The organism is Type-D symbiont of Plautia stali (assembly GCF_001485335.1).
Lineage (GTDB): Bacteria > Pseudomonadota > Gammaproteobacteria > Enterobacterales > Enterobacteriaceae > Pantoea > Pantoea vagans_C.
This window is the reverse complement of record NZ_BBOC01000016.1, coordinates 1-25978: the sequence shown is the minus strand read 5'-3', so window position 1 is coordinate 25978 and position 25978 is coordinate 1. Positions and strand designations below refer to the sequence as shown.

Annotated in this window: 27 protein-coding genes; 9 read left to right on the top strand and 18 right to left on the bottom strand. The window is 51.9% G+C overall.

The genetic code is table 11. From position 1 onward, the window contains the following. Positions 1–268 precede the first annotated feature (268 nt). Positions 269–622 (bottom strand): DUF1428 domain-containing protein, encoded by a 354-nt coding sequence (locus PSSD_RS07270; RefSeq protein WP_039332346.1) that lies wholly within the window; start codon positions 620–622, stop codon positions 269–271. A 176-nt stretch (positions 623–798) separates the two neighbouring features. Here PSSD_RS07270 and PSSD_RS07265 point away from each other — a divergent pair, with 176 nt between their 5' ends. Then, complete coding sequence (locus PSSD_RS07265) at positions 799–1482, top strand: RipA family octameric membrane protein (protein ID WP_058970238.1); 684 nt, start codon at positions 799–801, stop codon at positions 1480–1482. 101 nt (positions 1483–1583) lie between these two features. After that, positions 1584–2111 carry an outer membrane lipoprotein Blc gene (blc, locus tag PSSD_RS07260; protein ID WP_058970236.1) on the top strand — a complete coding sequence of 176 codons (528 nt, stop codon included), beginning with the start codon at positions 1584–1586 and terminating at the stop codon, positions 2109–2111. Here the strand turns inward: blc and PSSD_RS07255 are convergent. Beyond that, positions 2108–3877, bottom strand: a complete 1770-nt coding sequence (locus PSSD_RS07255) for a sensor domain-containing phosphodiesterase (RefSeq protein ID WP_058970234.1) — start codon at positions 3875–3877, stop codon at positions 2108–2110. The genes blc and PSSD_RS07255 overlap by 4 nt on opposite strands. A 666-nt stretch (positions 3878–4543) precedes the next feature. On the opposite strand from PSSD_RS07255, the gene PSSD_RS07250 reads away from it, so the two are divergent. Next, positions 4544–5092, top strand: coding sequence for a hypothetical protein (locus PSSD_RS07250; protein ID WP_052206075.1), 549 nt, complete (start codon positions 4544–4546; stop codon positions 5090–5092). Positions 5093–5168: 76 nt separating this feature from the next. On the opposite strand, the gene PSSD_RS07245 is transcribed toward PSSD_RS07250, so the two are convergent. From PSSD_RS07245 to PSSD_RS07220, 7 genes are all read right to left on the bottom strand, one after another. Next, positions 5169–6053 carry a polysaccharide deacetylase family protein gene (locus PSSD_RS07245; RefSeq protein ID WP_058970233.1) on the bottom strand — a complete coding sequence of 295 codons (885 nt, stop codon included), beginning with the start codon at positions 6051–6053 and terminating at the stop codon, positions 5169–5171. Positions 6054–6090: 37 nt separating this feature from the next. Then, positions 6091–6801 carry an SDR family NAD(P)-dependent oxidoreductase gene (locus PSSD_RS07240; protein ID WP_201023805.1) on the bottom strand — a complete coding sequence of 237 codons (711 nt, stop codon included), beginning with the start codon at positions 6799–6801 and terminating at the stop codon, positions 6091–6093. Then, entirely contained in the window at positions 6798–7811 is a 1014-nt protein-coding gene (locus PSSD_RS07235) for a ketopantoate reductase family protein (RefSeq protein WP_058970231.1), read from the bottom strand. Before PSSD_RS07235 ends, PSSD_RS07240 begins: the two co-directional genes overlap by 4 nt. Before the next feature lie 16 nt (positions 7812–7827). Further along, the gene (locus PSSD_RS27960; protein WP_201023804.1) at positions 7828–8193 is read right to left on the bottom strand and encodes an MFS transporter; all 366 of its coding nucleotides are present in this window, start codon (positions 8191–8193) and stop codon (positions 7828–7830) included. Next, entirely contained in the window at positions 8136–9134 is a 999-nt protein-coding gene (locus tag PSSD_RS07230) for an MFS transporter (RefSeq protein ID WP_201023803.1), read from the bottom strand. The genes PSSD_RS27960 and PSSD_RS07230 overlap by 58 nt, the downstream gene beginning before the upstream one ends. 318 nt (positions 9135–9452) lie before the next feature. After that, positions 9453–10208 (bottom strand): IclR family transcriptional regulator, encoded by a 756-nt coding sequence (locus tag PSSD_RS07225; protein ID WP_058970229.1) that lies wholly within the window; start codon positions 10206–10208, stop codon positions 9453–9455. 96 nt (positions 10209–10304) lie between these two features. After that, positions 10305–11003 carry an alpha/beta fold hydrolase gene (locus tag PSSD_RS07220; protein ID WP_058970227.1) on the bottom strand — a complete coding sequence of 233 codons (699 nt, stop codon included), beginning with the start codon at positions 11001–11003 and terminating at the stop codon, positions 10305–10307. 353 nt (positions 11004–11356) lie between these two features. Here PSSD_RS07220 and PSSD_RS07215 point away from each other — a divergent pair, with 353 nt between their 5' ends. Then, complete coding sequence (locus PSSD_RS07215) at positions 11357–13072, top strand: ABC-F family ATP-binding cassette domain-containing protein (protein ID WP_058970226.1); 1716 nt, start codon at positions 11357–11359, stop codon at positions 13070–13072. 46 nt (positions 13073–13118) lie between these two features. On the opposite strand, the gene PSSD_RS07210 is transcribed toward PSSD_RS07215, so the two are convergent. The 4 genes from PSSD_RS07210 to PSSD_RS07195 form a co-directional block, all read right to left on the bottom strand. Next, positions 13119–13922 (bottom strand): anti-sigma factor, encoded by an 804-nt coding sequence (locus PSSD_RS07210; protein WP_058970224.1) that lies wholly within the window; start codon positions 13920–13922, stop codon positions 13119–13121. Then, on the bottom strand, positions 13919–14383 hold the full coding sequence (locus PSSD_RS07205) for a sigma-70 family RNA polymerase sigma factor (protein WP_235589200.1): 465 nt from the start codon (positions 14381–14383) through the stop codon (positions 13919–13921). The genes PSSD_RS07210 and PSSD_RS07205 overlap by 4 nt, the downstream gene beginning before the upstream one ends. 75 nt (positions 14384–14458) lie before the next feature. After that, a complete protein-coding gene (locus tag PSSD_RS07200) occupies positions 14459–14995 on the bottom strand; it encodes a tetratricopeptide repeat protein (RefSeq protein WP_082672291.1) in 537 nt (178 codons plus the stop codon). Beyond that, entirely contained in the window at positions 14995–15591 is a 597-nt protein-coding gene (locus PSSD_RS07195) for a cytochrome b (RefSeq protein ID WP_058970217.1), read from the bottom strand. Before PSSD_RS07195 ends, PSSD_RS07200 begins: the two co-directional genes overlap by 1 nt. 173 nt (positions 15592–15764) lie before the next feature. On the opposite strand from PSSD_RS07195, the gene PSSD_RS07190 reads away from it, so the two are divergent. Together PSSD_RS07190 and PSSD_RS07185 are read left to right on the top strand one after the other, a co-directional pair. Next, complete coding sequence (locus tag PSSD_RS07190; RefSeq protein ID WP_058970215.1) at positions 15765–16940, top strand: efflux RND transporter periplasmic adaptor subunit; 1176 nt, start codon at positions 15765–15767, stop codon at positions 16938–16940. Continuing rightward, positions 16937–18871 carry a MacB family efflux pump subunit gene (locus PSSD_RS07185; protein WP_058970214.1) on the top strand — a complete coding sequence of 645 codons (1935 nt, stop codon included), beginning with the start codon at positions 16937–16939 and terminating at the stop codon, positions 18869–18871. The genes PSSD_RS07190 and PSSD_RS07185 overlap by 4 nt, the downstream gene beginning before the upstream one ends. Before the next feature lie 42 nt (positions 18872–18913). Here the strand turns inward: PSSD_RS07185 and PSSD_RS07180 are convergent, their stop codons facing one another. Beyond that, positions 18914–19741, bottom strand: a complete 828-nt coding sequence (locus PSSD_RS07180; protein ID WP_058970212.1) for a MurR/RpiR family transcriptional regulator — start codon at positions 19739–19741, stop codon at positions 18914–18916. Between the two features lie 173 nt (positions 19742–19914). Here PSSD_RS07180 and PSSD_RS07175 point away from each other — a divergent pair, with 173 nt between their 5' ends. Both PSSD_RS07175 and PSSD_RS07170 read left to right on the top strand, forming a co-directional pair. Beyond that, positions 19915–21471 carry a maltose/glucose-specific PTS transporter subunit IIC gene (locus tag PSSD_RS07175; protein ID WP_058970210.1) on the top strand — a complete coding sequence of 519 codons (1557 nt, stop codon included), beginning with the start codon at positions 19915–19917 and terminating at the stop codon, positions 21469–21471. Further along, positions 21468–22157: an N-acetylmannosamine-6-phosphate 2-epimerase gene (locus PSSD_RS07170; protein WP_058970208.1), complete on the top strand. Its 690-nt coding sequence runs from the start codon at positions 21468–21470 to the stop codon at positions 22155–22157. The genes PSSD_RS07175 and PSSD_RS07170 overlap by 4 nt, the downstream gene beginning before the upstream one ends. Before the next feature lie 57 nt (positions 22158–22214). Here PSSD_RS07170 and PSSD_RS07165 read toward each other — a convergent pair whose 3' ends face one another. From PSSD_RS07165 to PSSD_RS07155, 3 genes are all read right to left on the bottom strand, one after another. Further along, positions 22215–22430, bottom strand: a complete 216-nt coding sequence (locus PSSD_RS07165; protein WP_034829885.1) for a YdgH/BhsA/McbA-like domain containing protein — start codon at positions 22428–22430, stop codon at positions 22215–22217. A 280-nt stretch (positions 22431–22710) separates the two neighbouring features. Continuing rightward, the gene (locus PSSD_RS07160) at positions 22711–23022 is read right to left on the bottom strand and encodes a cupin domain-containing protein (RefSeq protein WP_058970206.1); all 312 of its coding nucleotides are present in this window, start codon (positions 23020–23022) and stop codon (positions 22711–22713) included. A 102-nt stretch (positions 23023–23124) separates the two neighbouring features. After that, positions 23125–24255, bottom strand: a complete 1131-nt coding sequence (locus PSSD_RS07155) for an MFS transporter (protein ID WP_235589195.1) — start codon at positions 24253–24255, stop codon at positions 23125–23127. Between the two features lie 132 nt (positions 24256–24387). On the opposite strand from PSSD_RS07155, the gene PSSD_RS07150 reads away from it, so the two are divergent. Beyond that, positions 24388–25137, top strand: coding sequence for an IclR family transcriptional regulator (locus tag PSSD_RS07150; protein WP_058970204.1), 750 nt, complete (start codon positions 24388–24390; stop codon positions 25135–25137). A gap of 53 nt (positions 25138–25190) precedes the next feature. On the opposite strand, the gene PSSD_RS07145 is transcribed toward PSSD_RS07150, so the two are convergent. Beyond that, a complete protein-coding gene (locus PSSD_RS07145) occupies positions 25191–25400 on the bottom strand; it encodes a YdgH/BhsA/McbA-like domain containing protein (RefSeq protein WP_039334245.1) in 210 nt (69 codons plus the stop codon). Positions 25401–25978: the final 578 nt, after the last annotated feature.

Below are 25978 nucleotides of genomic sequence, written 5' to 3'. Positions count from 1 at the left end.
CGCCACGCTTTGCCCAACAACATAGGCCAGATCAGGACCGGGCGTAATGCACAATAACAGAACTGAAACGATGAAAAGGGGAAACTGAATGATATCCAGCATAGAAATCTCCTTGTTGATGAGAAATCGATTTTATCCTTTAGACTTTAAAGATCCATTTTTTAATTTAAGCCTGATGGACTATTTTTTGGCTGATATGGAAAAAAAAAGACTCACTGTAACGGCGCGATTTATCGCGCAAAAAAATGCGCCGCTACAGAGGCAATGATCACTCTTCCAGTAAAATGGCGAATCCACCGTATATCATCCGCTTGCCATCGAAGGGCATATTCTCACCCATCTCTTTCATTCGCGGATCGGACATCATTTTTTGATTCGCCGCATCACGAATCTCCCTTGAAGGATATTCAATCCAACTGAATACCACCGTTTCGCCCTCCTCCGCTTGCACCGCCCTGTAGAAATCGGTGAGTTTTCCTTCCGGCACATCATCTGCCCAACACTCCACCACACGCGTGGCACCAAACTCTTTAAATAGCGGTGCGGCTTTCGCTGCCATGGCACGGTACTCCTCCTTATTGATCTCCGGGACCGCCACCACAAAACCGTCAACGTACGACATAGGCTATTCCTCCGTCGTGATTACTGCGGCCGAAACTGACCGCACCGTAAAGTGTACAAATAACAAACAACTCACGAGCAACCTGAGAGGATAAATGCGGACTGACTCGCAGATTCCAGTATCCGATGAAATTTACGTTACAATGTGGGCACGATAGTTACGTCATCAGGATTGTTATGCGCATTACCATTGATTCGGCCGATCAACCGTTTATTCACCGCCTGCTGGGCGAAGAGATCGAACAGATTGATATCCCCTCCGTTGACCCACGCTTATCACTGGCGCTGCAGGTTGCTCGCCAGCAGAAAAACCATGAGGCGGATCTCGACTGGAAACGCAACGCCCTCTTTTTATTCTTGTTTGTATTTCTCTACGTCGTACTGGGCGCCTCTTTAACCTTGGATCTCACCGCACAGGCCCCCAGCCATAAGAGCTTGATCTACGCGCTGGAGGCTGTCCCCGTACTGATCGCATTTTCGGGCTTGGTCGTGTCACTGCTATTCTTGTTTTTCACGCGCAGCAGCGCACGCCGCATGCGCAGTTGGGATCACACAATTTTTGTTCTGGAAAAATACACCGGCTCCAACCTCTTTATGCAGGTCAATGAGATGGGCGCGCGCACCACGAATTATTCGCAATCGGCCATCAATATCGCCCTGGCGCTGTTCATTTGTGTGACCTGGGTGGTGATGTACAACTACTTCACCTTTACCACCAGCGGCGTCATTGGAAGCGTGATCTCACTGTTTATCACCACCATGACCTACGTCATTCTGGATATTCAGTTATTGAAATCAGGGACATCAATCGCCATCGATGAACCATTGATTCCTGCCGACGAAGATAAAGATAAGAAATAACGTCACATCTCAGGCGGTCTCCAGGCCGCCTTGAATAATGTTGCCTATAATCAAACAGACATTCGTCACGATCACGGATGCAGTTTGATTAAGGAGCAGTCATGAAGTTATGGCCTTTAGCCGCCCTCGCCGCGTTATCTCTCACATTGGTTGCCTGTAAATCACCCACGCCGCCAAAAGGGGTAACGCCGATCAGGCCTTTCGATGCCAGTCGCTATCTGGGGAAATGGTATGAGATAGCCCGCCTCGATCACCGCTTTGAACGCGGTAAAGATCATGTGACCGCCACTTATGCACAACGCAGTGATGGCGGTATCAGCGTTGTAAATCGTGGTTACGATCCAGAGAAAAAACAGTGGAGTGAGAGCGATGGCAAAGCGTATTTCACCGGTAAATCAGATACTGCAGCGCTTAAGGTCTCCTTCTTCGGTCCCTTCTACGGCGGCTACAATGTTATCGCCCTGGATGACGACTATCAGTACGCGCTGGTGAGCGGGCCTAACCGTGATTATCTGTGGATTTTATCGCGCCAGCCCACGTTGCCTGATGCCATTAAACAGCAATACCTGGCCATCGCCAGGCACCTCGGTTTTGCCGTTGATCAATTGATTTGGGTTGATCAGCGTTAACTCTGCATCTTCCAGCGCAGCCAACTATCAAGCTCCTGTTCGGGCAACGGGCGGGAGTGAAAGAACCCCTGAGCCTGATCGCAGCCAAACTCTTTTAACGCCTCCAGCGTCTCACTGTTTTCCACGCCTTCGGCCAGCACCACATAATCCAGCTCCTTCAGCATGGAGATAATACTCCGGGTGATAATGCGTGAGGCGGTATCCGTTGCCAGGCCGCTAATAATGGAGCGATCAAGCTTAATGACATCCAACGGCATGCGCCGCAGATAACTGATATTGCTATAACCGGTGCCGAAGTCATCCAGCGAAATATCAAAGCCGCGCAGCTTCAGCATTTCCAGCCCTTTAATCGCCGCAGGACTTTCGAGGATACGTTCGGTTTCCAGACACTCAATACCCAGCAGGTTCGTCGGGAGACGAGCCTTGTTCATTTTGCTCTCCAGTCTCTCGGCAAAATCCCCGTGGCTAAAATCCCGCACGCTGACGTTAACGGTAATGGGTAACTGGATGCCTTGCCCCTGTAATCGCCTTAAACGTCCGATGGTTTTTTCAATTACCCACTCGGTAATTTCCTGCAACAGTGAGGTTTGTTCGGCAAGCGGGATAAAGTAAGCAGGAGACAATTCACCTCGGTTTGGATGACGCCAGCGGATCAATGCCTCAAGCCCGATCGGTAACCCCGTTTTCAGGCAAATTTTGGGTTGATAAACCAGATAGAGACCGTGGTTATGGCGTACCGCAGTCGCCAGATCATTCACTAAGGTGAAGTCATCGGTGCGGCGTTCATCGTTACGCTCACTGAAACTCATAAAGGGCACCGCACGACAGATGGCTTCGTGTAAGGCGCTGACTGCACGGCGCAACACTTCCTGCGCGGATACCTCGGCAGGGAGAAAAACAGCTTCACCGGTATGGGTGGTGAGGTCGACGGATAACCCTTCCCCCATATCGGCATGCACGCCTTCCATCCTACCTGCCACCCACTCGGCATCAAAGTGGCTGCTGCTCAGCGTTAACAAAGCAAACCGTCCGGTTGCAACCGTGTAGAGCAACTCTTTAGAGCCTGGGCGTAATCGCAAGGGCAGTAAGGTTGCCATATCTTTGAGAAGCCCTTCGACCGGCCCCATCCCCAACGATCTTGCTAATTCATATGCACGAGGCATATCAATGCAGTCAATCAACACCAGTCGATGGGATGCCTGGCTCCCCGCCACCCGCAGAGTTTGCAGATCACGGATCAATTGCTGGCGATTAGGTAAGCCGGTGATGAGATCGGTAAAGCCAACCGAATGCCAGGCTTCCAGAAAAGAGATCACCAGTTGGGATAACAGCGTCAGGGTAGCCAGTTTTTCCGCGCTAAATTCGCGCGGTTGGGTGTCAACCACACACAGCGTCCCTAAAACATGCCCCTCTTGGGTTATCAGTGGTACACCGGCATAAAAACGAACAAACGGTGCCCCGATGACAAAGGGATTGGTTGCAAAGCAATGATTTTCTAGCGTATCCGGAACGATTAAAGGAGCCGCGTCTTCAACAACAAATTGACAAAGTGAATCGGCTCTCACAGTTTCGCCGACGGCAAAATCATGTGCGGCTTTTATGTACTGATAATTATCGTCAATCACTGAAATGAAACTACTCGGCACATCCAGTGTTTTACTCACCAGATGGGTGAATTTACTCAGTACATCATCACGGCAGAGATCAGGAGCACGGAGAGCCTGAAGCGTAACCCCGCCATGAACGAATTCATTCGTTACGCTCATGCACACTCATCCTTTTAGTTTGCAGTCACTGCAAACGGAAATGTAAAACAACAACGTTGTTGATAACAACAGAAACCCGCTTCATCGCTGCGCTTATTTTGTTCATTATTGTTGAACCTCATCGACATACTATGCGTGACGCAGGGATTTGTCATGTTGATTTATCCTGACAATTTCTTTACGCATTACGTTATCCATAGTAATAGTTTAAAATAGCGAAACGTAATATCAGATTTAACAATACCAATCTTTAAACTCTCAATTCTTCCTTAATTAATTTATACCAAGCAGTTCACAGGCTGAGCATCTTTATTAACCACAAATCGAATTACGTCACCGGCTGGAATGATAAGTTCGAGATGCTCTCTGTGGTTTAAATACTGTGTCAATCAACCTTAAGACAAAAGAAGATTAAAGGTATACTTTACAATGTTTTAGGGTATCACCATCAATTATAAGAAAAACACCCACTTCTTGACTCTTCTTAAAATCTGCTAAAATACCTTATCAATCATGTCCTGCACTCTGCCTGAGAATAAGCCTACCTCAGACATTAATTAATTAAGAAACATTAACAATTTCCTCCTAAGCATCAATCAGTTAAATCCGTGGAACACCATCTTTTTATCAATCGATTCATTAACTCATTTTAATGGTGAGGGAAATATGAATGGCATAACAGAAGAACATAGCAGAAAAAATGCTGTTTTATTATGGGGTTTACTCAGCGGCATTGTTTTACTTTCACTCTACTGTCAAGCCAGTGAGATTAATCTTTATTCAATCAATACCGGTTCGTTTGTCTATCACTTGACGGACAACCATGGGCAATACACTGAAAATTTTGAGAATAATTTTTTCTCGGTAGAGCGTAAGTTGTCTGAAGACTCACCGTACAGCGTGCTGCTCGGTACGATGAAAAACAGCTTTGACGATCGCTGTCTGGCCATGGGGGTAAGACGAGACTGGAAAGTCTGGGACAATGGCTGGACGTTTAAAGGCATTTACGGTTACACCGGTGAGTTTTTCTTTGATGCCTTTAAGGATTGCGGCGATCACGGCTCCTATCACGACTTTAAGAAAGCGACCGGGATCGGCTTCTCACCCTATATTTACCATGGATTTCAATATAACTTCACACCCTACTTTGGCATTGAGTCAGGGATTATCATCCCTTCGGTGTTTGTGATTACCGTGCAGTGGAGTTTTCGGTGAAGGGTACCGGCATAAAAATAAACCGAAACTGATAGCTTTTCGGTTTATTTTTTTTTGCGGACCTGAGGTGGGACAATCAGCTGTGTTCTTTTACCCAACGCACAATGTCAGCATGTGTCGCAAACCATGCATTGTGCGATTTCCCTAAGCGAATAATTTCTTCAAGTATCCACACGCGAGAACGTGGAGAGATAATATGCGGATGCATGGTGAGTTGGAATAAACCACCGTCCTGATGAGCATATTCAAGTTCACGCCGGAAGATATCAAATACCGACTCAGGTGGGGTGTAAGGCCGATGAGCCTGAAAACGGTTCATCATGAAGTACACCGCATCATCCCTTATCCATTCCACTGGCAATTCAACGACGTTCGTCGGTTCGCCGTCCAAGAGCAGCTCATAGCAATGCTCATCAGCCATCAGTGAGGAGTCATACAACAAGCCCATCTCTCGAGCGATGCGTAACGTATGCGGGCTAAAGTCCCATGATGGTGTACGCATCCCTACAGGTCGATGGCCCAACACCTTCTCCAACGTATCGGCCGACTTCAACATCAGCATGCGTTCATCTTCATAGGAAAGTACGGAGTTAAGCTCATGAATCCAACCATGCAGGCCTATTTCATGGCCTTGCGCACTCAGTCGAATCTGTTCCTCAGGATAGAGTAACGCGCAGACGGCGGGCACGTAAAAACTGGCAGGCACCTGATACCTACTGAGCAAAGCCTCGATTCGAGGAATACCCACGCGCGTACCAAATTGCCCCCAACTCATGCGACCGAAAGAGTTGCCACCATCGCGCAATTCATTAGATTCATGGTCACTGTCAAAAGAGAGTGCAACGGCGAAATCGGCACCGTCAGGCCAATGGGTGGGCTTAAGCGTTCTCCCCGCTCGTACATGATTCACCTTCTCTTGCCAGATGTGATTTGGCCACTGCCAGGGCTGCTGTTCCTGCATTTTTAACTCCCGCCATCAACTGAGATGATTTGTCCGTTTATGAATGACGCCAAATCTGACGCCAAAAAAGCGCCGCATGGGCGATGTCCTGCACTGTGCCAAGACGACGTAACGCAATATTATTCAGCACCTGCTGCTGGCGCTCAGGTCCGAAGTTATTCCATTGCTGCTGTGTCGCTTCGTTAGTAAATACAAAGCCCGGAGCAATGGCGTTGACCTGAATGCAATGCGGCCCCAATTCATGAGCCAGCTGTCGCGTCAGACCCAACACAGCATGTTTGGCGGCGCAATAGGCTTGCACGCCGGTGAGTGAGGCTTTGAGGGCGGCCCCAGAGCAGATATTAATGATGCGCCCCTGCTGGTGGCGTTTCATGGAGGGTGCAACAGCCCGACTGAGCGCGAACGCCGCACCCAGATTGATCTCGACCACGTTGTCCCACTCGACATCACTGACCTCTTCCAGCGCTTTACCCTGCTGGCCCGCCACCCCACCCGCGTTGTTGATGAGGACATCAATGGCAGCCGAGGCGGTGATATCGCCAATCCACGCGGTTGCAGCTTGACGATCCAGGAGATCGACCACCGCAGTTTTGATGCCAGACTCCGCTAAATCAGCCATTGCAGCTGCCTGGATATCGCAGACATAAACATCTGCACCCAACGCATAAAATTGTTGCGCCATTTCACGCCCAAAACCGATGGCGCCACCGCTGATGACGACACGTTTACCTGCAAAGGAAAGCTTCATGGTAATAACTCATTCAGGTTGTGGTCGTCTTGCAGGCGTTTCCCTGCTTCAATTTCATTGATCATACAAATGAGGGCGATCACAGCGGGACAGGGTATTTTTTGTTTCGCCGCGAGCTTAGCGACAATCCCCAACTGGCCAGCCACTTCTGTCGCACGCTTACGCACTGCTAAGTCACGCCAGATGCCTGAATGTGTTTTGCTGTTTGGTCGATTAAAGGCCACCATGGCATCAAAGGTGCTCGCTTGTTCAGCATGGCTGGCTCCCTGCAGGAAGGCTGTGGGTGTAAAACCGTTAAAGCCTTTGAGTGGAATTCCTATCGCTTGTGCTAATTGCACCACTTCTGTGGCGAGTTGAATTAATACCGGACGTATATCTTGCCTTGCCAGACAATCAGCAATGCCCATTTGCCCGGTCGCCTGCGCAAAAAGAAGAGCGCCATAAGCTAACTTGCCCCATAACCAACTGTTAAGGTCGTCAACCTGAAGCACCTCAGGTTCAAAGTGGCGTAAATCCGCCTGAAGCGAGGCAAGTCGCGTTGTCATGGTGCCATCTGGTTCACCAATCACGGCTGCGCCTCGGTTGGAGAAGTGGATTTCACCGGGTGAGAGCCAATCGGCGTAGAAATTAACAAATGCCCCAACGGTGCGCGACGAGCCCACAATCTCCGCAATGGCGGCTTCACACAAACCATTCTGCAGCGAGAGGACGTAACCGTCGTCTGCCAGAAAAGGCTTGAGCTGATTAGCGGCCTGCTCCGTGTGATGTGATTTAACCGCGAGAAAGATCTGCGCCCACTGACCCTTTAATTCTTCTGGTAAGAACGCTGGCGCCACCACTGTAAAATCATCGACCCCCGTGATGCGCAACCCATGCTCAGGATCGCGAATGCGACGGATATGCTCAGCATCAATATCGACAAAGGTGACTGATAAACCAGCACGTGCCAGATAAGCGCCGACAGTACCGCCGATGGCACCGGCTCCCCAAATCAAAACGTTATTATTCACTCTGCTCTCCCGTCGATTAATGCAGTGAATCTTTGGCGGTTTCACGCAAGCGCATGATCACCAAACCAGAAGCAATGCCCGCCAGCATCAGATAAAAGGTGGGTGATATCGCCATACCGGTCAGGTCAATTAAACCGGTTGAAATGAACGGCGCGAAGCCACCGAAAATCGCCGTTGAAAGGCTGTAGCCAATGGAGAGCAGCATGGTTCTCGAAGCGGTGGGGAAAATTTCGCAGAGCGCAGCAGGTGCAGCCCCTGAAAACGCGGCAATGAATAAATTGAAAACAATCTGCACCGTCAATACGACCGCCACTGTTTTACTGGTCAATATCCAGAGAAACAGGGGATAGGAAAGCACCACAAATGCCAGACAACAGGCCAACAGCAACGGCTTACGACCGATACGATCAGACAGTGCACCAAAAACGGAATGGTCGCGACCATGATGGTCAGAGCGATGGCATTACAAAACAGCGCCTGAGTGGGTGTGAAACCGACTTGTTTATTCAGGAAGGTGGGCATCCAGGACAACATCACGTAATACGATACTGTCCAGATAATGGCAAACCCGAACGTCTGCCCCATCAAAAGGATGGCGGTGCTCGTAGGCATTTTTACCGCAGGTGCGGGGCTGTTCTGTGCGGCAACGAAGGCGGGCGTCTCCTCAAGGTTGCGCCGCATATAGGCTCCGACCGGGAGCAATACGGCCCCAAGTAAGAAAGGGATGCGCCATGCCCAGTCAACCATTTGCTGTTCACTGAAGATCAGCGTAACGACGGCGACCACCAGGCTCGTTACTAGCTGAGCGGAGGCAATGGCAGCCTGGCCTAAGGCGCCATAGAATCCGCGTTTGCCGGAGGGGGCTGATTCCACGACAAAAGTGGTGGCAGTACCCCACTCGCCACCGGCTGCCAGCCCCTGGATCAGCCGAATAATCACCAGTAAAACAGGTGCGAGGATCCCTGCGGTTTCATAGGTTGGCAGTAGACCAATACCCACAGTACCCAATGCCATGCCATAAATGGTGATTTTCAATGCCAGGCTGCGGCCATATTTGTCCGCTATCCTCCCAATCACCGCACCGCCTAACGGGCGCGCCAAAAATCCGACACCGAAAGTGGCAAAACTCGCCAAGAGCCCGGTCGCGCCATCTCCCTGGTAAAAGTTATGTGCAATCAAAGAGGCCATGTAGGCGAAAATAATGAAATCATAATATTCCAGCACATTGCCGATCATCGCGGCAAACAACTGCCGTCGCTTTGGGGCTTCGGTACGTTCCTGAGGGTAATGATTAAACACCTGGGTGATCGGGTCTTGGCTCATAGTAAGGCTCTCAGTCAGGACGACAGGAAATTAAAGTTCACATATATGAACAACTGTTCTTATATACGACCTACGCTGACATATAATTTTGCTGAGATAAAGAGGGTGAAGAGCGCAAACCGAAACGAACAATTTAAGTCTCTTTGACTAAATTGATGTGCTTTTCTGGCGTTAAACGAGAAATGATTGGAAGAGTGTGGTTTTTTCGACTGAAAAAAAAGGTGGGAATGGCTAATTATGCAGCAAGAAGATTGGGAAATTTAACGTCAAAATAAGAAGTTCGTATCATAAGTGACAAATTTCCCAATGAGCACACTATCAGGCTAAAAGGTCGGTGAGTTTTTTCCCTTCCTCTAGCACGGCTTTGATAATACGACTTTTTTTGTCACTGAAGCGGGCTGAGACGCAGGATACATTCAGCATGGCAACAGGTTCACCCTGAGGATCTAAAATAGGGGTACAGACCCCTGTCCCCCCAATATCGACTTCATCAGCTGAGATTGAATAATTTCTTACCGCGGCTTCAGTGAGCAAGGCCTCCAACTGTTGAGCATCGGTAACGGTGTATTTGGTCCAGGGGGCAACGGGGTAGCGGGCCAACAAAGTCTGGCGCTCTTGCGGATTTTTCAGGGCAAGATACATTCTACCCATGGCCGTACAATGCACCGGTAACAGGGTCGACATTGCCATTTCATAGCGGATGGTTTGCGAGGTTAATGCTTGATGAACCAAACGTATTTTACCTTCAGCGGATAAGACGCCAAGCGTGACCGTCTCTTCGAGTTCATTCGCCATACTGGCCATAATAGGTCGGGCCAAGGTTAATAGTTTGGTGAGTCTCGCCCCGCCCCAGTTAAAACCATGGCTGCGGAATGCCTCATTGAGACGATAAATTCCCTGCTCATTTTTATCCAGATAACCGCGTGAGCAAAGTGTCCGAAGTAAACCGAGCGCACTACTTTTAGGCAGCTGAAAAGCGTGAGCGATCGTAGCCAGATTTGCCTCTTTGTCACTTTCACTGAAGAACTCCAGTAAATCTAAAACGCGGGCTGCAGAACGGACCACTTCACTCATAGTAATTCCATATAGGTACACATGTTCACATATGCGAACACTATACGGTGTATTCCCGTCAGATGCACTGCTGACATTAAGGCAACTTTCGCGTGCCTATAGCACGTTTTGTTTTAACCAGTCTGAAATCGTCAATGCCAGCAATCGAGGTTGCTCAAGGGGGACCATATGACCACTTTCACGGATAATGTGCATATCCCCCCCTAATAGCGCATTGATTTCTCGGGACTCTTCCAGACCGCGCATCCCATCGCCTTCCGAGGCAATCACCAATACCGGACAGGCCGGAGGTTGATGGGTAATATTTTTCCGCTCAAGAAGCGCCTGCGTTCTGAACACCTGCGCACCAAGCTGTTTTCCCATGGCACGAATTTTATCCATCAGGTGTGGGTCATTTTGTCGGGAAGGATGCACAGAGGGTTTTAATACCGCATCACTGAAGCCACTAAACGCTCCCATTAACGCGGTTTTTGAGGCCGAATCCAGTAAGGCCCGTTGTTCTGGCGGATCTTCACGTAATGAGGTGGCAATCAGGATCATACCCGCCGTGCGTTCGGGAAAGGCTTCTGCAATCGCGCGAGCGACATAGCCCCCTAATGAAAATCCCACCAAAATAAAACGCGCTGGCAGGGTATCAACAATGAGACGGGCATAATCTGCGATGCTTTGTCCCTGACTCAGGCTGGCACGGATATACACCCTGTCACTTGGACAGGCTTCAACAAAATCATCCCAAAGGGTTTCATCCAGCATAAATCCGGGAATAAGCACTAACGGTAATGGCTGTTCATTCATCAGTTAATCCTTCAATTCGTTTTAAATCATGGCCGGTGAAATCCCGACAATCGAAGCGCTTTAAGTTCACAATGTTGCCACGCTGGTCTGGATAATGCCCGCTCCTCTGGCTATCATCAACTCACCTTTCCACCCACTGATAATTAAGGAGGATTACTATGTCATCGTGTGAGTTGTTTGTTTACGCACACTTTTATAGTAATTGGCCGCGCTCAGCTATCTCTGCATTCGTGCTGCGATAATCCGCCTGAGCGAAGTTCACTAATACTGTCATCCCTTCCTCCGGCTTACCGGGTTGTCGTCAGCGATTTATGACGTCGGGCTTTCTACGCCTGCAACTTATGAGTAAGCACATGAGCACACTTCTTTCCGCACACGCTGTCGGCTTTGATAACGCCTTCGGTACACTTTTTCACAACCTTAATTTCAGCCTGAAAAAAGGCGATCGCATCGGCTTGCTGGGTGATAACGGCACGGGTAAAAGTACCTTGCTGAAGATCCTGAGCGGTGATCTTGAAAGCAGCCAAGGCCGCGTCACACTGGCAAACCACTGTTTAATGGCCCGCATTGAGCAGCATCTGCCTGCGCAGTTACATCAGGCTTCACTCTATGCCAGCGTTGTTGCCCGTCTGCCAGAGCAACAGCAACTCAGTGAGGCCTGGCGCGTAGAAGCACTGCTGTCCTCACTCGGGTTCAGCGCAGAACAGCAGGCTCAACACGCCGCTACGTTGAGCGGTGGACAGCACATGCGTCTGCTGCTGGCACGCGCACTGATTCAACAGCCTGACCTGCTGTTGCTGGATGAGCCCAGTAACCATCTCGATTTATCCACCCTGCTGTGGCTTGAACAGTTTCTCAATGGCTGGAACGGCAGTTTTGTGCTGGTATCGCATGACAGCACGCTGCTGGATAAGGTCACGAACAGCAGCTGGATTCTGCGCGACCAAAGCCTGCACGCTTTCCGTTTGCCCTGCTCGGCAGCGCGACAGGCACTGGCTCAACAGGACGAAACCGATCTGCAGCGCTTTCAGGCAGAGCAGAACGAGATTGATCGCGTTGAAAAAAGTGCAAAACGGCTGGCTGTCTGGGGCCGCACTTATGACAACGAAGGATTGTCCCGTAAAGCACAGCAGATGGAGAAACGTGCTAACTGGCTGAAGGAGGCGCAAACCACCCTCAGTGAAGGCAGCCTGTGGCGATTGCAATTGCAGGGCGAAGCGCTGGATGCCAATCGCGTGCTGGCGTTGCCTGAAATGAACGTTCACCCAGCCGAGCAGGCCCCTGCGCTGTTTTCATTACCGGCCTTACAGGTAAAAAGCGGCGATCGTGTAGCGATTGTCGGCCGTAATGGCAGTGGCAAGTCTTCATTACTGCGGCAATTATGGCTCGATTATCGTACTGAAAGTGGCGCGCTGTTCCATCCACGCGCTCGACTCGGTTATTACGATCAAAGCCTCAATCAGCTGCGAGATGAAGAGACACTCAGCGAGGCGCTGGCGAAATTTGCCCCACTCAGTGAGGATCAGCGAAAAATGGCGTTGATAGGATCAGGATTTCCTTACCTGCGTCATCAGCAGTTGATCGGTTCATTAAGCGGTGGCGAACGTTCACGTCTGCTGTTCGTGGGTTTGACGTTAGCGCGCTACTCGTTGTTGTTGCTGGATGAACCGACCAATCATTTAGATATGGTCGGAAAGGAGGAACTTGCCGAGGCGCTCAACCAGTTTGCCGGTGCCGTGCTGCTGGTGTCGCACGACCGCAGTTTAATCAGCAGCAGTTGCAACCGTTTCTGGCTGATCCAGGATCGGCAACTGACGGAGTGGCACGATTTTGATCAGGTCACCGAGCAGATGCGCAGTGAACAACCCATTGAGATCGTCACTGCTTCCGGTGCCTCGTTGTCCACTCAATCACTCAACGATGAGGATGCAATGCTGCTGGCGCTTTGTGAGCTGGAGAGCAGACTGGATGAAGAGTTGGCCCGTAAACCCAGGCATCAAAAGCCTGCGCTGCAATCACAGTGGCAGGCAGAGATTGTGCAGTTGAAACAGTTGTTGGGCATCTCGTAAAACAATATCGGCGCAATGTATTGCGCCGATACCATTACGTATGAATTTATATCAGCGCCGCGTTCAATGACTGCGCGGCCCTTTTCAACTGATCCGCTGGATTACGCCCAATCAAGACATACTGATAGCCGCCACGATGCCACCACACCAGGTTCATACCGTGACGCTTTTCCTGCGCCAGTCCGCTTTGCAGCGCCTGGTCTTCACGTGAAATGCACAATGCCATCGGACCATAGCTGCTGTGATTCCATGCGATTTGCGTAATCAGGGCGTCATCATAACGCAGCATACGCACACTTTTTAAACTCGCTTCCGGCAGCACCAACTGTTCCGGCGTGAGGTGCAAATCCAGGTCGCGCGCGGTGCGCTGAAGGGATCGCAGCAACACTTGTGGTGAACTGTCGACGTCAGCCAGCGTTTCAGGGCTGTACAGCGACATATATTGCGCTTCCAGCTCGCGAATGCGTTCGCTTTCCCCCTGCTCGGCTTTCGCGACGGGACGCGCCAAATAGCCTATGCCGCTGCCCACCAGCAAAAAGCTGACTGACGCAGCGATCAACGCGCGACGGCTCACCTGCACGGGTGTTTTAGCCGGCACAGAGGGTGTGTTAGCCAGCAGATACGCCAGCCGCGATTCCATTCGTTCCAGCGGCGCTTCATCCAGCATTGGGGCAAAAGCATCGGCAAAGGGTTGATTGCTTTTCATCAGTTCTGCGGTGCGCGCAGAAAGGGTTTCACTGCGTTTCAGTTCGGTTTCAAACGCCTGTGCGTCATCCACGCACATCTCATCATCCAACCAGGCAACGATGGCTTCATCCGCATAGGGCGAGGTAAATCGAGGTGCATTCACAAGCGTTTCTCCTGTACCGGCCGCGCTGTGACTGCGCTAGCGAGCGTGGTGCGGGCCGCAGCGAGGCGGCTCATTATGGTTCCAATCGGCACGGCCAGGGTGTCTGCAGCTTCCTGATAGGTAAAGCCCTCGACATACACTAAAAATACCGCGTTACGTTGCGCCTCTGGCAGCTGCCCTACGCGCTGCATCACTTTGGCGTACTGCATCCGCTGCTCATTTTGCAGTTGATGATCGGGGGCCAGTAATTCATCGCTCTCAACAAATCCCTGCCCCATCCGCACCCGCTGCGCGCGCAGCTCATTAATCCACACCGAATGCAGCACCGTGAACAACCAGCGATCGATGCGCGTGCCCGGCGTGTACTGGGCGCTGCGTTCCAGCGCCCGCACACAGGTGGACTGCACCAGTTCTTCAGCCACATCCCGGTTACGCGACAACACCATTGCGTAACGCCACATGCGCGCCAGATGCGCCGCCAGGTGCTGGCGGACTTCAGTACTGGTGATGGGCTCGCCCTCCGTCAAATACCAACATTATGATTCTGGATGGCCATTAATCGCCGCGTGCAAATCGCGATACTCTTCGCAATTCACGCCGCACAGCGATTTGATAATGGTGAGTTGCTCTTTTGCCAAATCAGGGCGTCCTTTTATCATCCAGGCTTCCCCAAGGTATTCACGCACTTTGGCGTATTTAGGATCCAGCGCGATCGATTTTTGATAGTAAGCCATGCCTTCATCAGTGCGGCCCAGTTTTCGCGTCGCGTAGCCGCGATAGTTCCAAGCCTCCTTGGTGTTTTGATTGTGCAAGCTATCCAGCAGTGTCAGTGCCGCCTGATACTCGCCTTTTTTCGCCAGATGATAAGCGTAATTCGTCTTATCTTCATCGCTCAGCATACTGGTTTTTTCCGGCACGCAGGACTTGGTTTTGCTGTCGTACACTTGCCCTTTCGGACAGTCGGATGTTTTCTTGTCGCTGTCGTCATCCCCCATTGCCAGTGCGGCTGGTGCATGTAACACCATCAGCAGTACAGGCACGGCGAACCAGCGAACCTGAGTCATCATCTTCATCATTTTTCCTCGCGGAGTGGCATGGAATCGCGCAACGGCAGCATACGGCGCAGCACGTTGTCGCGCAGAACGTAGTGATGGAGTAACGCTGCCAGCGCATGCGCGCCCGCCAGGCTAATCAGCGCCCAGGCAACGTTGTTGTGTAATCCCGCCAGTGTGTGGCGCAAGGCGGTATCAACCTGGATAAAAGCAGGAACATTGAACAAGCCAAAGAAACTAAACGGCTCCTGTTGTGACCAACGGAACAGGAATCCCAGTACGACCTGTGTAAACAACAGCAGATACAACAGCCCATGCACGGCATGTGCCACAATACGCAGCAGCGCACGTCCCTCTGCTGGCGCGACCGCCAGATGCGACTGACGTTGACTGTAGATCCGCCACAGCGGACGCACAATCATCACCACCGCCAGCAAAATGCCGAAAGAGATGTGCCACGCCTGTAACCCTTTACGCAGCGGCGTGCCCTTCTCTAACTGTTCCCAGATATGTGCAGAAGCAAACAGAAAAATCACACTAAAAGCCGTGATCCAGTGCAGCGCCATGCTGAAAGCGTCATAACGCTGACGATGTTGAGGGTGAGGCGAAAGCGACATAGCATTTCCCAAAAAGTAAGTGATTTAAGGGGTAAACATCTCAACCACGTTTTCTATTCGGAAAATTTTCATTTTTTTCTCAATGCACGCCATTTAGTGAGACAACCCTGACGAATTTTCTCCTGTTTGTTGCATTTAGTGATTATTATTCTCGCTTCATGAAAGGGATGCTTATGTTCAATACTTCTAAAAAACGGCTTTTGGTCGCGATTGTTCTGTTACTTGTGATTATTCTGGTTTGGGTTTACAGCAGCTCACGGCCAAAATCGAATGCGCTGGTCACGGCGACGGTGCGTCAAGGCAACATTGAAAATGTCATTGCCGCAACCGGCAAGATGGACGCCATCGAGCGCGTCAACGTGGGTGCGCAGGTATCCGGTCAGGTTAAAAAGCTGTATATCAAAGCCGGTGATGCCGTGAGCAAAGGTGAACTGATTGCGGAAATCGACGATCAGCCGCAGCGCAGCGATCTCCGAAACGCAGAAGCCGCCCTGAGCGTGGCACAGGCCGATTTGGAAACGCGCCAAGCGACGCTGGTGCGACAAGATGCGCAGTTCAAACGTCTGCAACAGATGCTGAAAACCAATGCGGTTTCCCGCCAGGATTATGACGAAGCTGCCGAAGCCTGGAGCACGGCACGCGCAGAACTGACTGCGCAAAAAGCCCGGGTGATTCAGGCACAAATTGAAGTGGATAAAAAGCAGCTCGACCTGAGCTATACCCGCATCATGGCGCCGATGGATGGCACGGTGATCGCCATCGTCACCAAGCAGGGCCAAACCGTCAATGCCGCGCAAAGTGCACCGACTATCGCCAAACTGGCACAACTCGGCACCATGACCATCAAAGTGCAGATCTCCGAAGCGGATATCAACAACGTGAAACCGGGTCAGCAGGCGTGGTTCACCACTTTTGCTAATCCCGATAAACGCTATAACGCCACGCTGCGCAGCATTGAACTGGCACCGGAATCGGTGATGAAAGATGATGCGTTAATGGGCAACAGCGAGAGCACCCCCAGCAGCAGCACTAACGCTGCCATTTATTACAATGCGCTGCTGGATGTACCGAATCCTGATAATGCGCTGCGCATCTCCATGACCGCCCAAGTGAATCTGTTGCGTGACGCGGCGAAAGAGGCATTGTTGATCCCGGTTCAGGCCACCAAAAAAGATGCCGATGGCAAAACCTTTGTTGAAGTGGCTGATAAGCAAGGCTTGCCCGAGAAGCGCATCATTACCACCGGCATCTCCGACAGCGTCGATATTCAGGTATTAAGCGGTTTGCAAGCAGGTGAGAAAGTGATCCTCGCCACTCAGGCACCAGGTGCCGACAAGGTGGTGATGTGAGCCTGATCGAACTGAAAAACATTCAGCGCAGCTATGTTAACGGTTCACAATCTTTGCATGTGCTGAAAGACATCAATCTGCAAATTGCCAGCGGCGAAAGAGTGGCGATTATTGGCCCTTCTGGCTCGGGTAAATCAACCCTGCTGAATATTCTGGGCTGTCTGGATGCTGCGGACAGCGGGCACTATTTTATCGACGGGCAGAATACCGCCACGCTGTCACCGGATGCACTGGCTAAAGTGCGGCGCGAACATATCGGCTTTATCTTCCAGCGCTACCATTTGATGCCGGACCTCACGGCCTTGAGTAACGTCGAAATCCCAGCCATCTATGCCAACCTGCCGGGTAACCTGCGCCGCGAACGCGCGGCACAGCTGCTGGCACGTTTGGGTTTGCAAGGTCGAGAGCACCATAAGCCCGGCGAACTCTCCGGTGGCCAACAGCAGCGTGTCAGTATCGCGCGTGCGCTGATCAACGGCGCAGAAATTATTCTTGCGGATGAGCCCACCGGCGCACTGGATTCTCACTCCGGCGAGGAGGTGTTGCGCATCTTGCATGATCTGAATCGTGAAGGACACACCGTCATTATCGTCACGCACGATATGAAAGTGGCGCAGCACGCAGATCGTATTATCGAAATTCAGGATGGCGAGATTGTTGCCGACAGCGGCCGCAAACAGGATGCCACACGTGCTCGCTTTGCGCCGGTGGCGCGAAAAAGCCAGAGCAAACTACGTGGATTCATTGATCGCCTGCGTGAATCCATGCGCATGGCGCTGAATGCCATGAACAGCCACCGTTTGCGCACCGCCCTGACCATGACCGGCATCATCTTCGGTATCGCCGCCGTTGTTACTGTTGTGGCGTTGGGGCAAGGTGCACGCGAAAAGACGCTGGAAAGCATTTCAGGTCTCGGCACCAATGTGGTCTCCGTCTATGCTGGCGGTGACTTTGCCGAAGATGAAGCGCACCCGGTATTAACGCTGGTGATGGCCGATGCCGATGTGATTGCGCGCCAGCAGTTTGTCGATAAAGTCAGCCCCGAACTCCTCTCCACGCAGCCCATTCGCTATCTCTCAAACTCCTCCAAGGCTTCAGTTTCCGGCGTTGGCAAAGACTACTTCGAGATTCAGGGCATCAAACTCACCGAAGGCAACAACTTCAGTGATGAACGCCACGCGCGCCAGGAGATCATTATTGACACCAATACGCGCAATAAGCTGTTCGCCGCGCATGAGAACCCCATCGGCAAGATGATTGTGCTAGGCTCCGTGCCGGTGCGCGTGATTGGCGTGGCGCATGAAGACAACGGGATCTCTCCCAATCGCCTGAGTGTGTGGTTGCCGTGGAGCACCATGATGTACCGCATCAGCGGGCAAACGGCGCTCACCAGCATCAGTATCAAACTGAAAGATGACGTGGTGAGTGGTCCTGCCGTGGAATCACTGACCCAGTTGTTGACCGCACGTCACGGCACCAAAGACTTCCTGATGTTTAACCGCGACAAGTACCGCAAAGCGATTGAAGGAGCTGCAGCGACGTTAACGTTGTTGATTCTAATGGTGGCCTCTATTGCCTTGATGATTGGCAGTATCGGCGTGATGAACATCATGCTGGTGTCTGTCACCGAGCGTACCCATGAGATAGGCGTGCGTATGGCGGTGGGCGCGCGACGAGGCGATATTATGCAGCAGTTTATGATCGAAGCGGTGCTGGTTTGTTTAGTGGGCGGTTCGCTGGGCGTGGCGCTCTCTCTGGTGATTGGTCCGTTGATTAGCCTGATGGCCGGAGGCGTGTTGACGGCCATCTACTCGTGGGAATCGGCGGGAGCGGCGTTTGCCTGCTCAACCATCATCGGTATGATTTTTGGCTATCTGCCCGCGCGTAAAGCGGCACGTATGGACCCTGTGGCGGCCTTGGCGAGCGAGTAATCTGAGTATCATTGCGGTGTGCCGTCACGCACACCGCAATATTCAAATCAGCATCGGCAAGGTGGCACTGGCAGTTTGCTGGCTGGCCGTGACGTAATGCGTATCGTGCTTCATCAACTCCCCCATCAGCACCTCCACCAGCAACATCGCGCCCACTTTGCCACTGAGGGTGCCAGCATTGAGTGGTCCTTCGGGACGCGCAGCCACCAGTAGCATATCGGCCAGATTCCCCATTGGACTGCGCAGTGTGTTACTCAGCATCAACACCCGCGCCTTGCGCTTCTTCGCCACGTTGACCACATGCATGAGATCTTTGGTCGAGCCAGAGGCCGAGATCGCAATTACCAAATCGCCTTCACTTAATGTCGAGGCGTTCATCGCGGCACGATGCATATCACCAAACAGCTGTGCTGACTTGCCCAGGCGCAGCAGACGATAATGCAAATATTCACCGGTGATGGCGCTGGCAGCCACGCCGTAAATCTGGATAGACCGTGCCTGATGTATCTCCGTTGCCGCCTGGGTTAATACGTCACGAGCAATAAACTTCCCGGTATCACGCAGCGCTTGCACTGACTCCTCAACTAACGCATCGATGCTGTCACCGCTGGTGGTGGCCGCTGGCTGATTCTGCTGCACATCCATTGCCAACGCCATTTTGAATTCGGTATAGCCTTTGCAGCCCAGATTTCGACAGAGGCGCGTCACGCTGGCCTCACTGGTGTCCGTCTCTTTCGCCAGTTCTGTGATGGTGAAATACAACACTTTATGCGGTTCGGTGAGGATGTAATCGCCCAGCTTTTGCAACGCCGGACTGTAGCCCGGCAAGCCCTGGCGTAAATGCAGCAAAATATTTTCATTGTCCGTCATGGCATCCTCCGTTGCACAAGTTCAATGGCGCTTAGTGTGCGCAAAGGTCCTGCTGTGCGCCAGCAGATTCGGTAATAAGTGAAAGCTATCACACAACTGGTAGTAATTTTCATCTCTTGGTGTAAGTTGTGATAATAATTTTTACCATAACAACACGTCGGGGATAAAAATTTATGTCAATGTTCAGCGACTCCTCCTCCGGAGGATGGTTTGAGAAAGCACAACGTTTCGGTAAATCCTTTATGTTGCCGGTCGCGGTTTTACCGGCTGCCGGCTTACTGCTCGGCATCGGCGGCGCGTTATCCAATCCCAATACCGTTAAGGCCTATCCGTTTCTGGATGTCGCCTGGTTGCAAGGTGTGTTCACCATCATGGCGAGTGCCGGTTCGGTGGTGTTTGCTAACCTCGCGGTGTTGTTTGCGGTAGGCGTCGCCGTGGGTTTGGCCAAAAGCGATAAAGGTACAGCCGGGCTGGCATCTCTGTTGGCGTATTTGGTGATGAACGCCACCATCAACGCGCTGTTGACGCTTACTGGCGTATTGGCCAGCAGCAATTTGAGTGCTGTCGGGCAAGGTATGGCGCTGGGCATTCAAACGCTGGAAACCGGCGTGTTTGGCGGCGTAGTGATTGGGCTGGTGACGGCGTTGTTGCATAACCGCTATAACAAAATCGCCCTACCGCAATTCCTCGGCTTCTTTGGCGGGTCGCGCTTTGTGCCGATCGTCAGTTCTTTTGTAGCGATTGTGGTCGGCGCGGCGATGACCCTTATCTGGCCTCATTTCCAGAAGATCATCTTCGGCATGGGAGGATTGGTTGAGGCGACGGGCTACTTTGGCACCTTCATTTACGGCTTTGTGCTGCGCATGCTGGGCCCATTTGGCCTGCATCACATTTTCTATTTGCCGTTCTGGACCACCGCGTTAGGCGGCAGCGAGATGGTGAACGGTCAACTGATTGAAGGCACGCAGCGCATCTTCTTTGCTCAGTTGGCCGATCCCAATACACAACAGTTCTATATCGGCACGGCACGTTTCATGTCAGGCCGCTTCATCACTATGATGTTCGGACTGATCGGTGCCTGTCTGGCGATGTATCACACCGCCAAACCCGAGAACCGCAAACGCGTCGCTGGCTTGCTGTTGTCGGCAGCACTGACATCATTTCTGACCGGCATCACTGAGCCGATTGAGTTCTCGTTCCTGTTTGTCGCGCCAGTGTTGTATGTGATCCATGCCGTGTTTGATGGTTTGGCCTTTATGATTGCCCACATTCTGCACATTACCATCGGACAAACCTTCTCCGGTGGTTTCATCGATTTCATATTATTCGGCGTGCTGCAAGGTGAAGCCAAAACGCATTGGATGTACGTGCCACTGGTTGGCGTACCTTGGTTCCTGCTCTATTACTTCACTTTTCGCTACCTGATTACTCGCTTCAATTTCAAGACCCCGGGCCGTGAAGATGTCAGCACGGAAAGCAGTGTCATGGCAGCGGGCGAGCGTCCCTTACAGGTAATCGAAGCGCTCGGTGGCAAAGCCAATATTGCAGAACTTGATTGTTGCGCCACGCGCCTGCGCATCACGCTGATTGACAGTTCTAAGCTGGATGAAGCCGCGCTGAAAGCCACTGGCGCCCGTGCGGTGATCCAACGAGGCAAGGGCGTGCAGGTGATTTATGGTCCGCACGTCACCATCATCAAAAATGAAGTAGAGGAGTTACTCGCGCTATGAAAGCAACCATGCTGGAGCAGATAAAGGGAAAGCTGGTGGTGTCATGTCAGGCACTGGAAAATGAACCCTTGCACAGCCCATTTATCATGTCGCGTATGGCATTGGCCGCTAAGCAAGGCGGTGCGGCAGGCATCCGCGCCAATAGTCTGGTGGATGTGCAACAGATCATGCAGACCGTTGATCTGCCGGTCATCGCCATTATCAAACGCGATTATCCCGGCAGTGAGGTGTATATCACCGCGACGATGAAAGAAGTGGATGAGCTTATGGAGGCTAACCCGGCGATGATCGCACTCGATGCCACGCTGCATCCGCGGCCGGGGGAACATCAACTGCCGCGGCTGGTGGCCGCCATTCGTCACCGCTATCCACAGTTATTGTTGATGGCGGATATCGCCACATTAGAGGAAGCTGAGCAGGCTGCAGAGCTGGGTTTTGACTGCGTGGGCACCACCTTACACGGCTATACCCGTGAAACACAGGGCGCATATCTGGCAGCCGAAGCGTTCGACTTTCTGCGTAAAGTGCTGGCAGCCGTCAAAGTGCCCGTGATCGCCGAGGGCAATGTGGAGACGCCGGAGATGGCGGCACAGTGTTTAAAACTGGGTGCGCATGCCGTGGTAGTGGGTGGCGCCATTACGCGGCCACAGCAAATCACGCAGCGATTTGTAAAAGCGATAGGCTAACGTCAAAAACAGCAAAGCCGCCCGGAGGCGGCCTTAACGCTAAAGCTTGAAACGAACTTATTTGTACAGTTCTGCAGTCATGTGCACACGGTTATTGGTGTTAGCTTCAGTGATTTTATACTGTGCGCCCTGCTGCTGTGCGACTGCAGCAACTTTAGCTTCTGCACCGTCCAGCGTTGAAGATTCAACTGAGATGCTCTGTGCAAAACTGGCAGCAGACATCAGTGAAAGAGCAGCGGCAGCGGCGATAGTCAGTGTTTTGATGGTTTTCATGGTCATATTCCTTAGGGTTGTTGATGAAGGCTGTGTGCCTTCGATGGAAACAATAATACCCTACGTTACCATTACCATATTAACTATTAGTGCGATCATGATGATCGCACTATTAATTAATCAAGGAACAATGACCGACCTGATCATCTATTCTTCTATGTTATCCACAATTCAGGTGAAAAGTGTGCCCGCCAACCTGTGGATAAATCAGGATTTCCCGCCAGCAGTGCCTGTTGAGCAGCGGTGGCGTTTTTTTGTTCGCTTTAGTCCTCCGTTGGCTCTATTCGGAATCTTCTTTTTCGATCACCAGCACACGCGCGGCACCTTGTGGATGGGCTACGTGCTCGGTTCCTATGCTGGCAAAGAAAATATCACCGACATTCAGCATCACTTTTTGCACGTCACCCCGTTCGCGATACTGCATCTCGACGACGCCATCCAGCACCACGAACACTTCCTCGCCGTCATTGATGTGCCAGCGGTAAGGTTTATCCGTCCAGTGCAAGCGCACGCTGGTGCCGTCGAAGTTGGCGATATCTAATGCATCCCACGCCCGCGCGGGGCTGAAGTTTTTGCTAATGATGGTTTTCATAGGTTGCCTGAGCAGAACTGAAGTGAGTGCCCAGACTACAGAAAAGTGAAATACGTTTTGGGACAAGCCGCGACCCTTTACGGACAAAGCACTGACACGCCCCTACTCTCTAAACGCGAGTTTGCGTACCGCCGCAATGCTTCCCGCGGCAAACAGCGCTGCCGCGATAAACACCATCGAAATGTTACCCGGAATGTAAGTCATAAACGCGGCCAGAAACTGGCCGGAAAAGATCGCCATCGACAATCGAGCCAGTTGACGACCCCGCTCCTGCGGTTGGCTGGTTTCCACGGTCATATGATTCACCAAGGGTACTGACAGACCAAATCCCATCCCCAGCAAAATACCACCAGGCAGGCACAGCAAGATATTGGGGGCTGCGGCAAACTCAAGATGCGCCAGCACATAACAGATGAACGCCATAATCAATGTGGGATAAGGGCCAAATTGCAGTGCAACGTGCGGCATCAGCGCCGCGGCCAGAACCGCCACCAGCGAAACAAATGAGAGGAAATAACCAATGTGTGCGGCATCCACCCCCTCAGTCGCAAAGCGTTGTGGCAGCATGATGATGGCGGTGAAGAAACAGATCATCGAACAGAGCGCCGCCAGCAATACTGGACGTAACAAGCGATCGCTGTTTGTTGTGCTCTCCGCCCCCGCTTCTGCAACGATTTGCCGTGCAGGACGCGGAACACAAACCACGACCAGCGCCAACAGCAACCACGAGAACAGATAAAGTCCGTAGGGCAAGCGCCAGTTGATCGCCGCCAGAATCCCTCCGATAAACAGAAACACCACGCCACCTAGCTCAATCGCCATGCCCTGACGCGCCATCATCTTAAGACGCGCCTCTGCCTGGAAGAAGCTGGCTATCAAGCTGGTGCCAGCTGACATCACGATGGCTGTTGCTGCCCCCAACAACAGGCGATCAACGAATTGCAGTGCCGCGCCCGGCAACCACACACCAGCGACACCTAAGCCTCCGTAGCAAAAAAGCCCAATAAGCAGCAGCGGCCAGGCTCCCCAGCGATCTATTGCGCGCCCTGCCAGCGGTCCCGCCAGCACCACACCCAATGCAGGTAACGTCACTAACCAGTTGGCCAGATGCGCCACCTCAAGCTGTGCGGCGATCTCGCTTAATCCCGGCACAATCACGCACCCCACCATGATGGTCAGACAACTGACCGACAATAACGTTATTGCAGCTGCAGGCTTGATCATTGACATCATTACACCTATCCGAATAATGGAATTTATATCCATATAACGGACAGCAGTGTTGAGGTAATTCTGCTTGATGTCAATCACTACCCCTCATTGTGATAGAGTCTGAGTTTCGTAAATTGATGAAACGGATGAATAATGGTTGCAGATAATGAGGCTAACGGTTCACAAGTTATTGCACGTGCAGCGACCATTTTACGGGCGTTAGAAACGCGCCCTTCTGGGGTATCCATGTCAGAACTGGCAAAACTGACCGCTCTGCCTCGTACTACCGTGCATAGACTGGTCACGTCACTGATCGCTCAGCAACTGCTGCTGCAAGATAATGATGGGGTAAAACTGGGTCCTGCATTGGCGCGCCTCGCCGCCTCCGCGCATACCGATATTATCGCACTTGCCCAACCGGCGATGGAAACCCTCGGACGTCGTACCCGTGAAACGGTGGATCTCTGCGTCTGGCGCGGCAGCCATACGGTGCTGGTCAGTCAATATGCTTCCGATCAGGAGTTACGTGTTGTTTCCCCGATCAGTACTGCGTTCCCCTCCCACTGTGCCGCGCATGGTAAAGCGCTGTTGGCGGAACAAAGCCCAGAAGCTGTTACCACTTTATTGCCGCAATTAAACGAACTGAGGACGGTGCAAACACTGAAAACCCCTCAGCAGATGTTGAAGGCGATTGAGCAGATTCGGCAGAAGGGCTATGCGGTTGATCGGGAGGAACATGCGCGCGGAGTGTGTGGTGTCAGTGTGGCATTACAAACTGGGCCGGGAGAACGCTATGCGCTCGCTATCGCGGTGCCCGCCTTACGTTTCGATGAGCAGTTTACTCAGCTTGTGGCGGCCTTAATGCAGGCTAAAGCCGAAATCGAGACGTTAGTGGCGCGTTGAGATACAAATGACAAAGCCGCCCGAGGGCGGCCTTAATATCGTTAACGGCGAAATTATTTGTACAACTCAGCAGTCATGTGCACGCGGTTGTTGGTGTTAGCTTCAGTGATTTTGTACTGTGCGCCTTGTTGTTGAGCAACAGCAGCAATTTTCGCTTCTGCACTGTCCAGAGTGGAAGCATCAACAGAGACGCTTTGTGCGAAGCTGGCGAAAGAAACTACGCTAAGAGCGGCAACTGCAACGAAAGTTTTGATAGATTTCATGGTCATTTCCTCAGATTTAATTTTCAGTTAGTGAGGCGTTCTGCCTCGATGTGAGAAATATTAGACCTGAGAGCGCCAGAGTAAAAGATGATCATTTTGCTGAAGTTATTCTATAAATTTGAACATTAAAAATCACAGCAATCGCCTAATACATTTCATTTAAGAACTCAGGCGGCTTATTGATAAGTGGCCTGTCTTTTCAGTGCGGGCTCTGCCGCCACTACTGCCCCCTCTGGGCCGTCCTCGCGCCGCTAAAGCGGTACCTTCGACTTCCACGTCGTGCCGGACGGACCGTTCGCGGATGACCATCCATGGTCGGCCGCGAACTGCCCCACGCCTCCCCGCGTGGGGCTCCTGGCCCAACATAAAAGTCTCAGCGCTGCGGATAGCCCTGAGGGGTCAGCAGAGGCGTCATGGCCTCACGCAATGTGCCCTTTTTGACAACCCGCACTGAAGCTAATGAGCTGGCTGGGGCCGTACCGGGGCTGGCATTCCGCAGCGCTGAGCTGAGCGAGTATGCCAGGAGAGCCCGCAGGACGCGGGCGAAAGGTGGCGCTGGAACATGGATGTTCCATCGT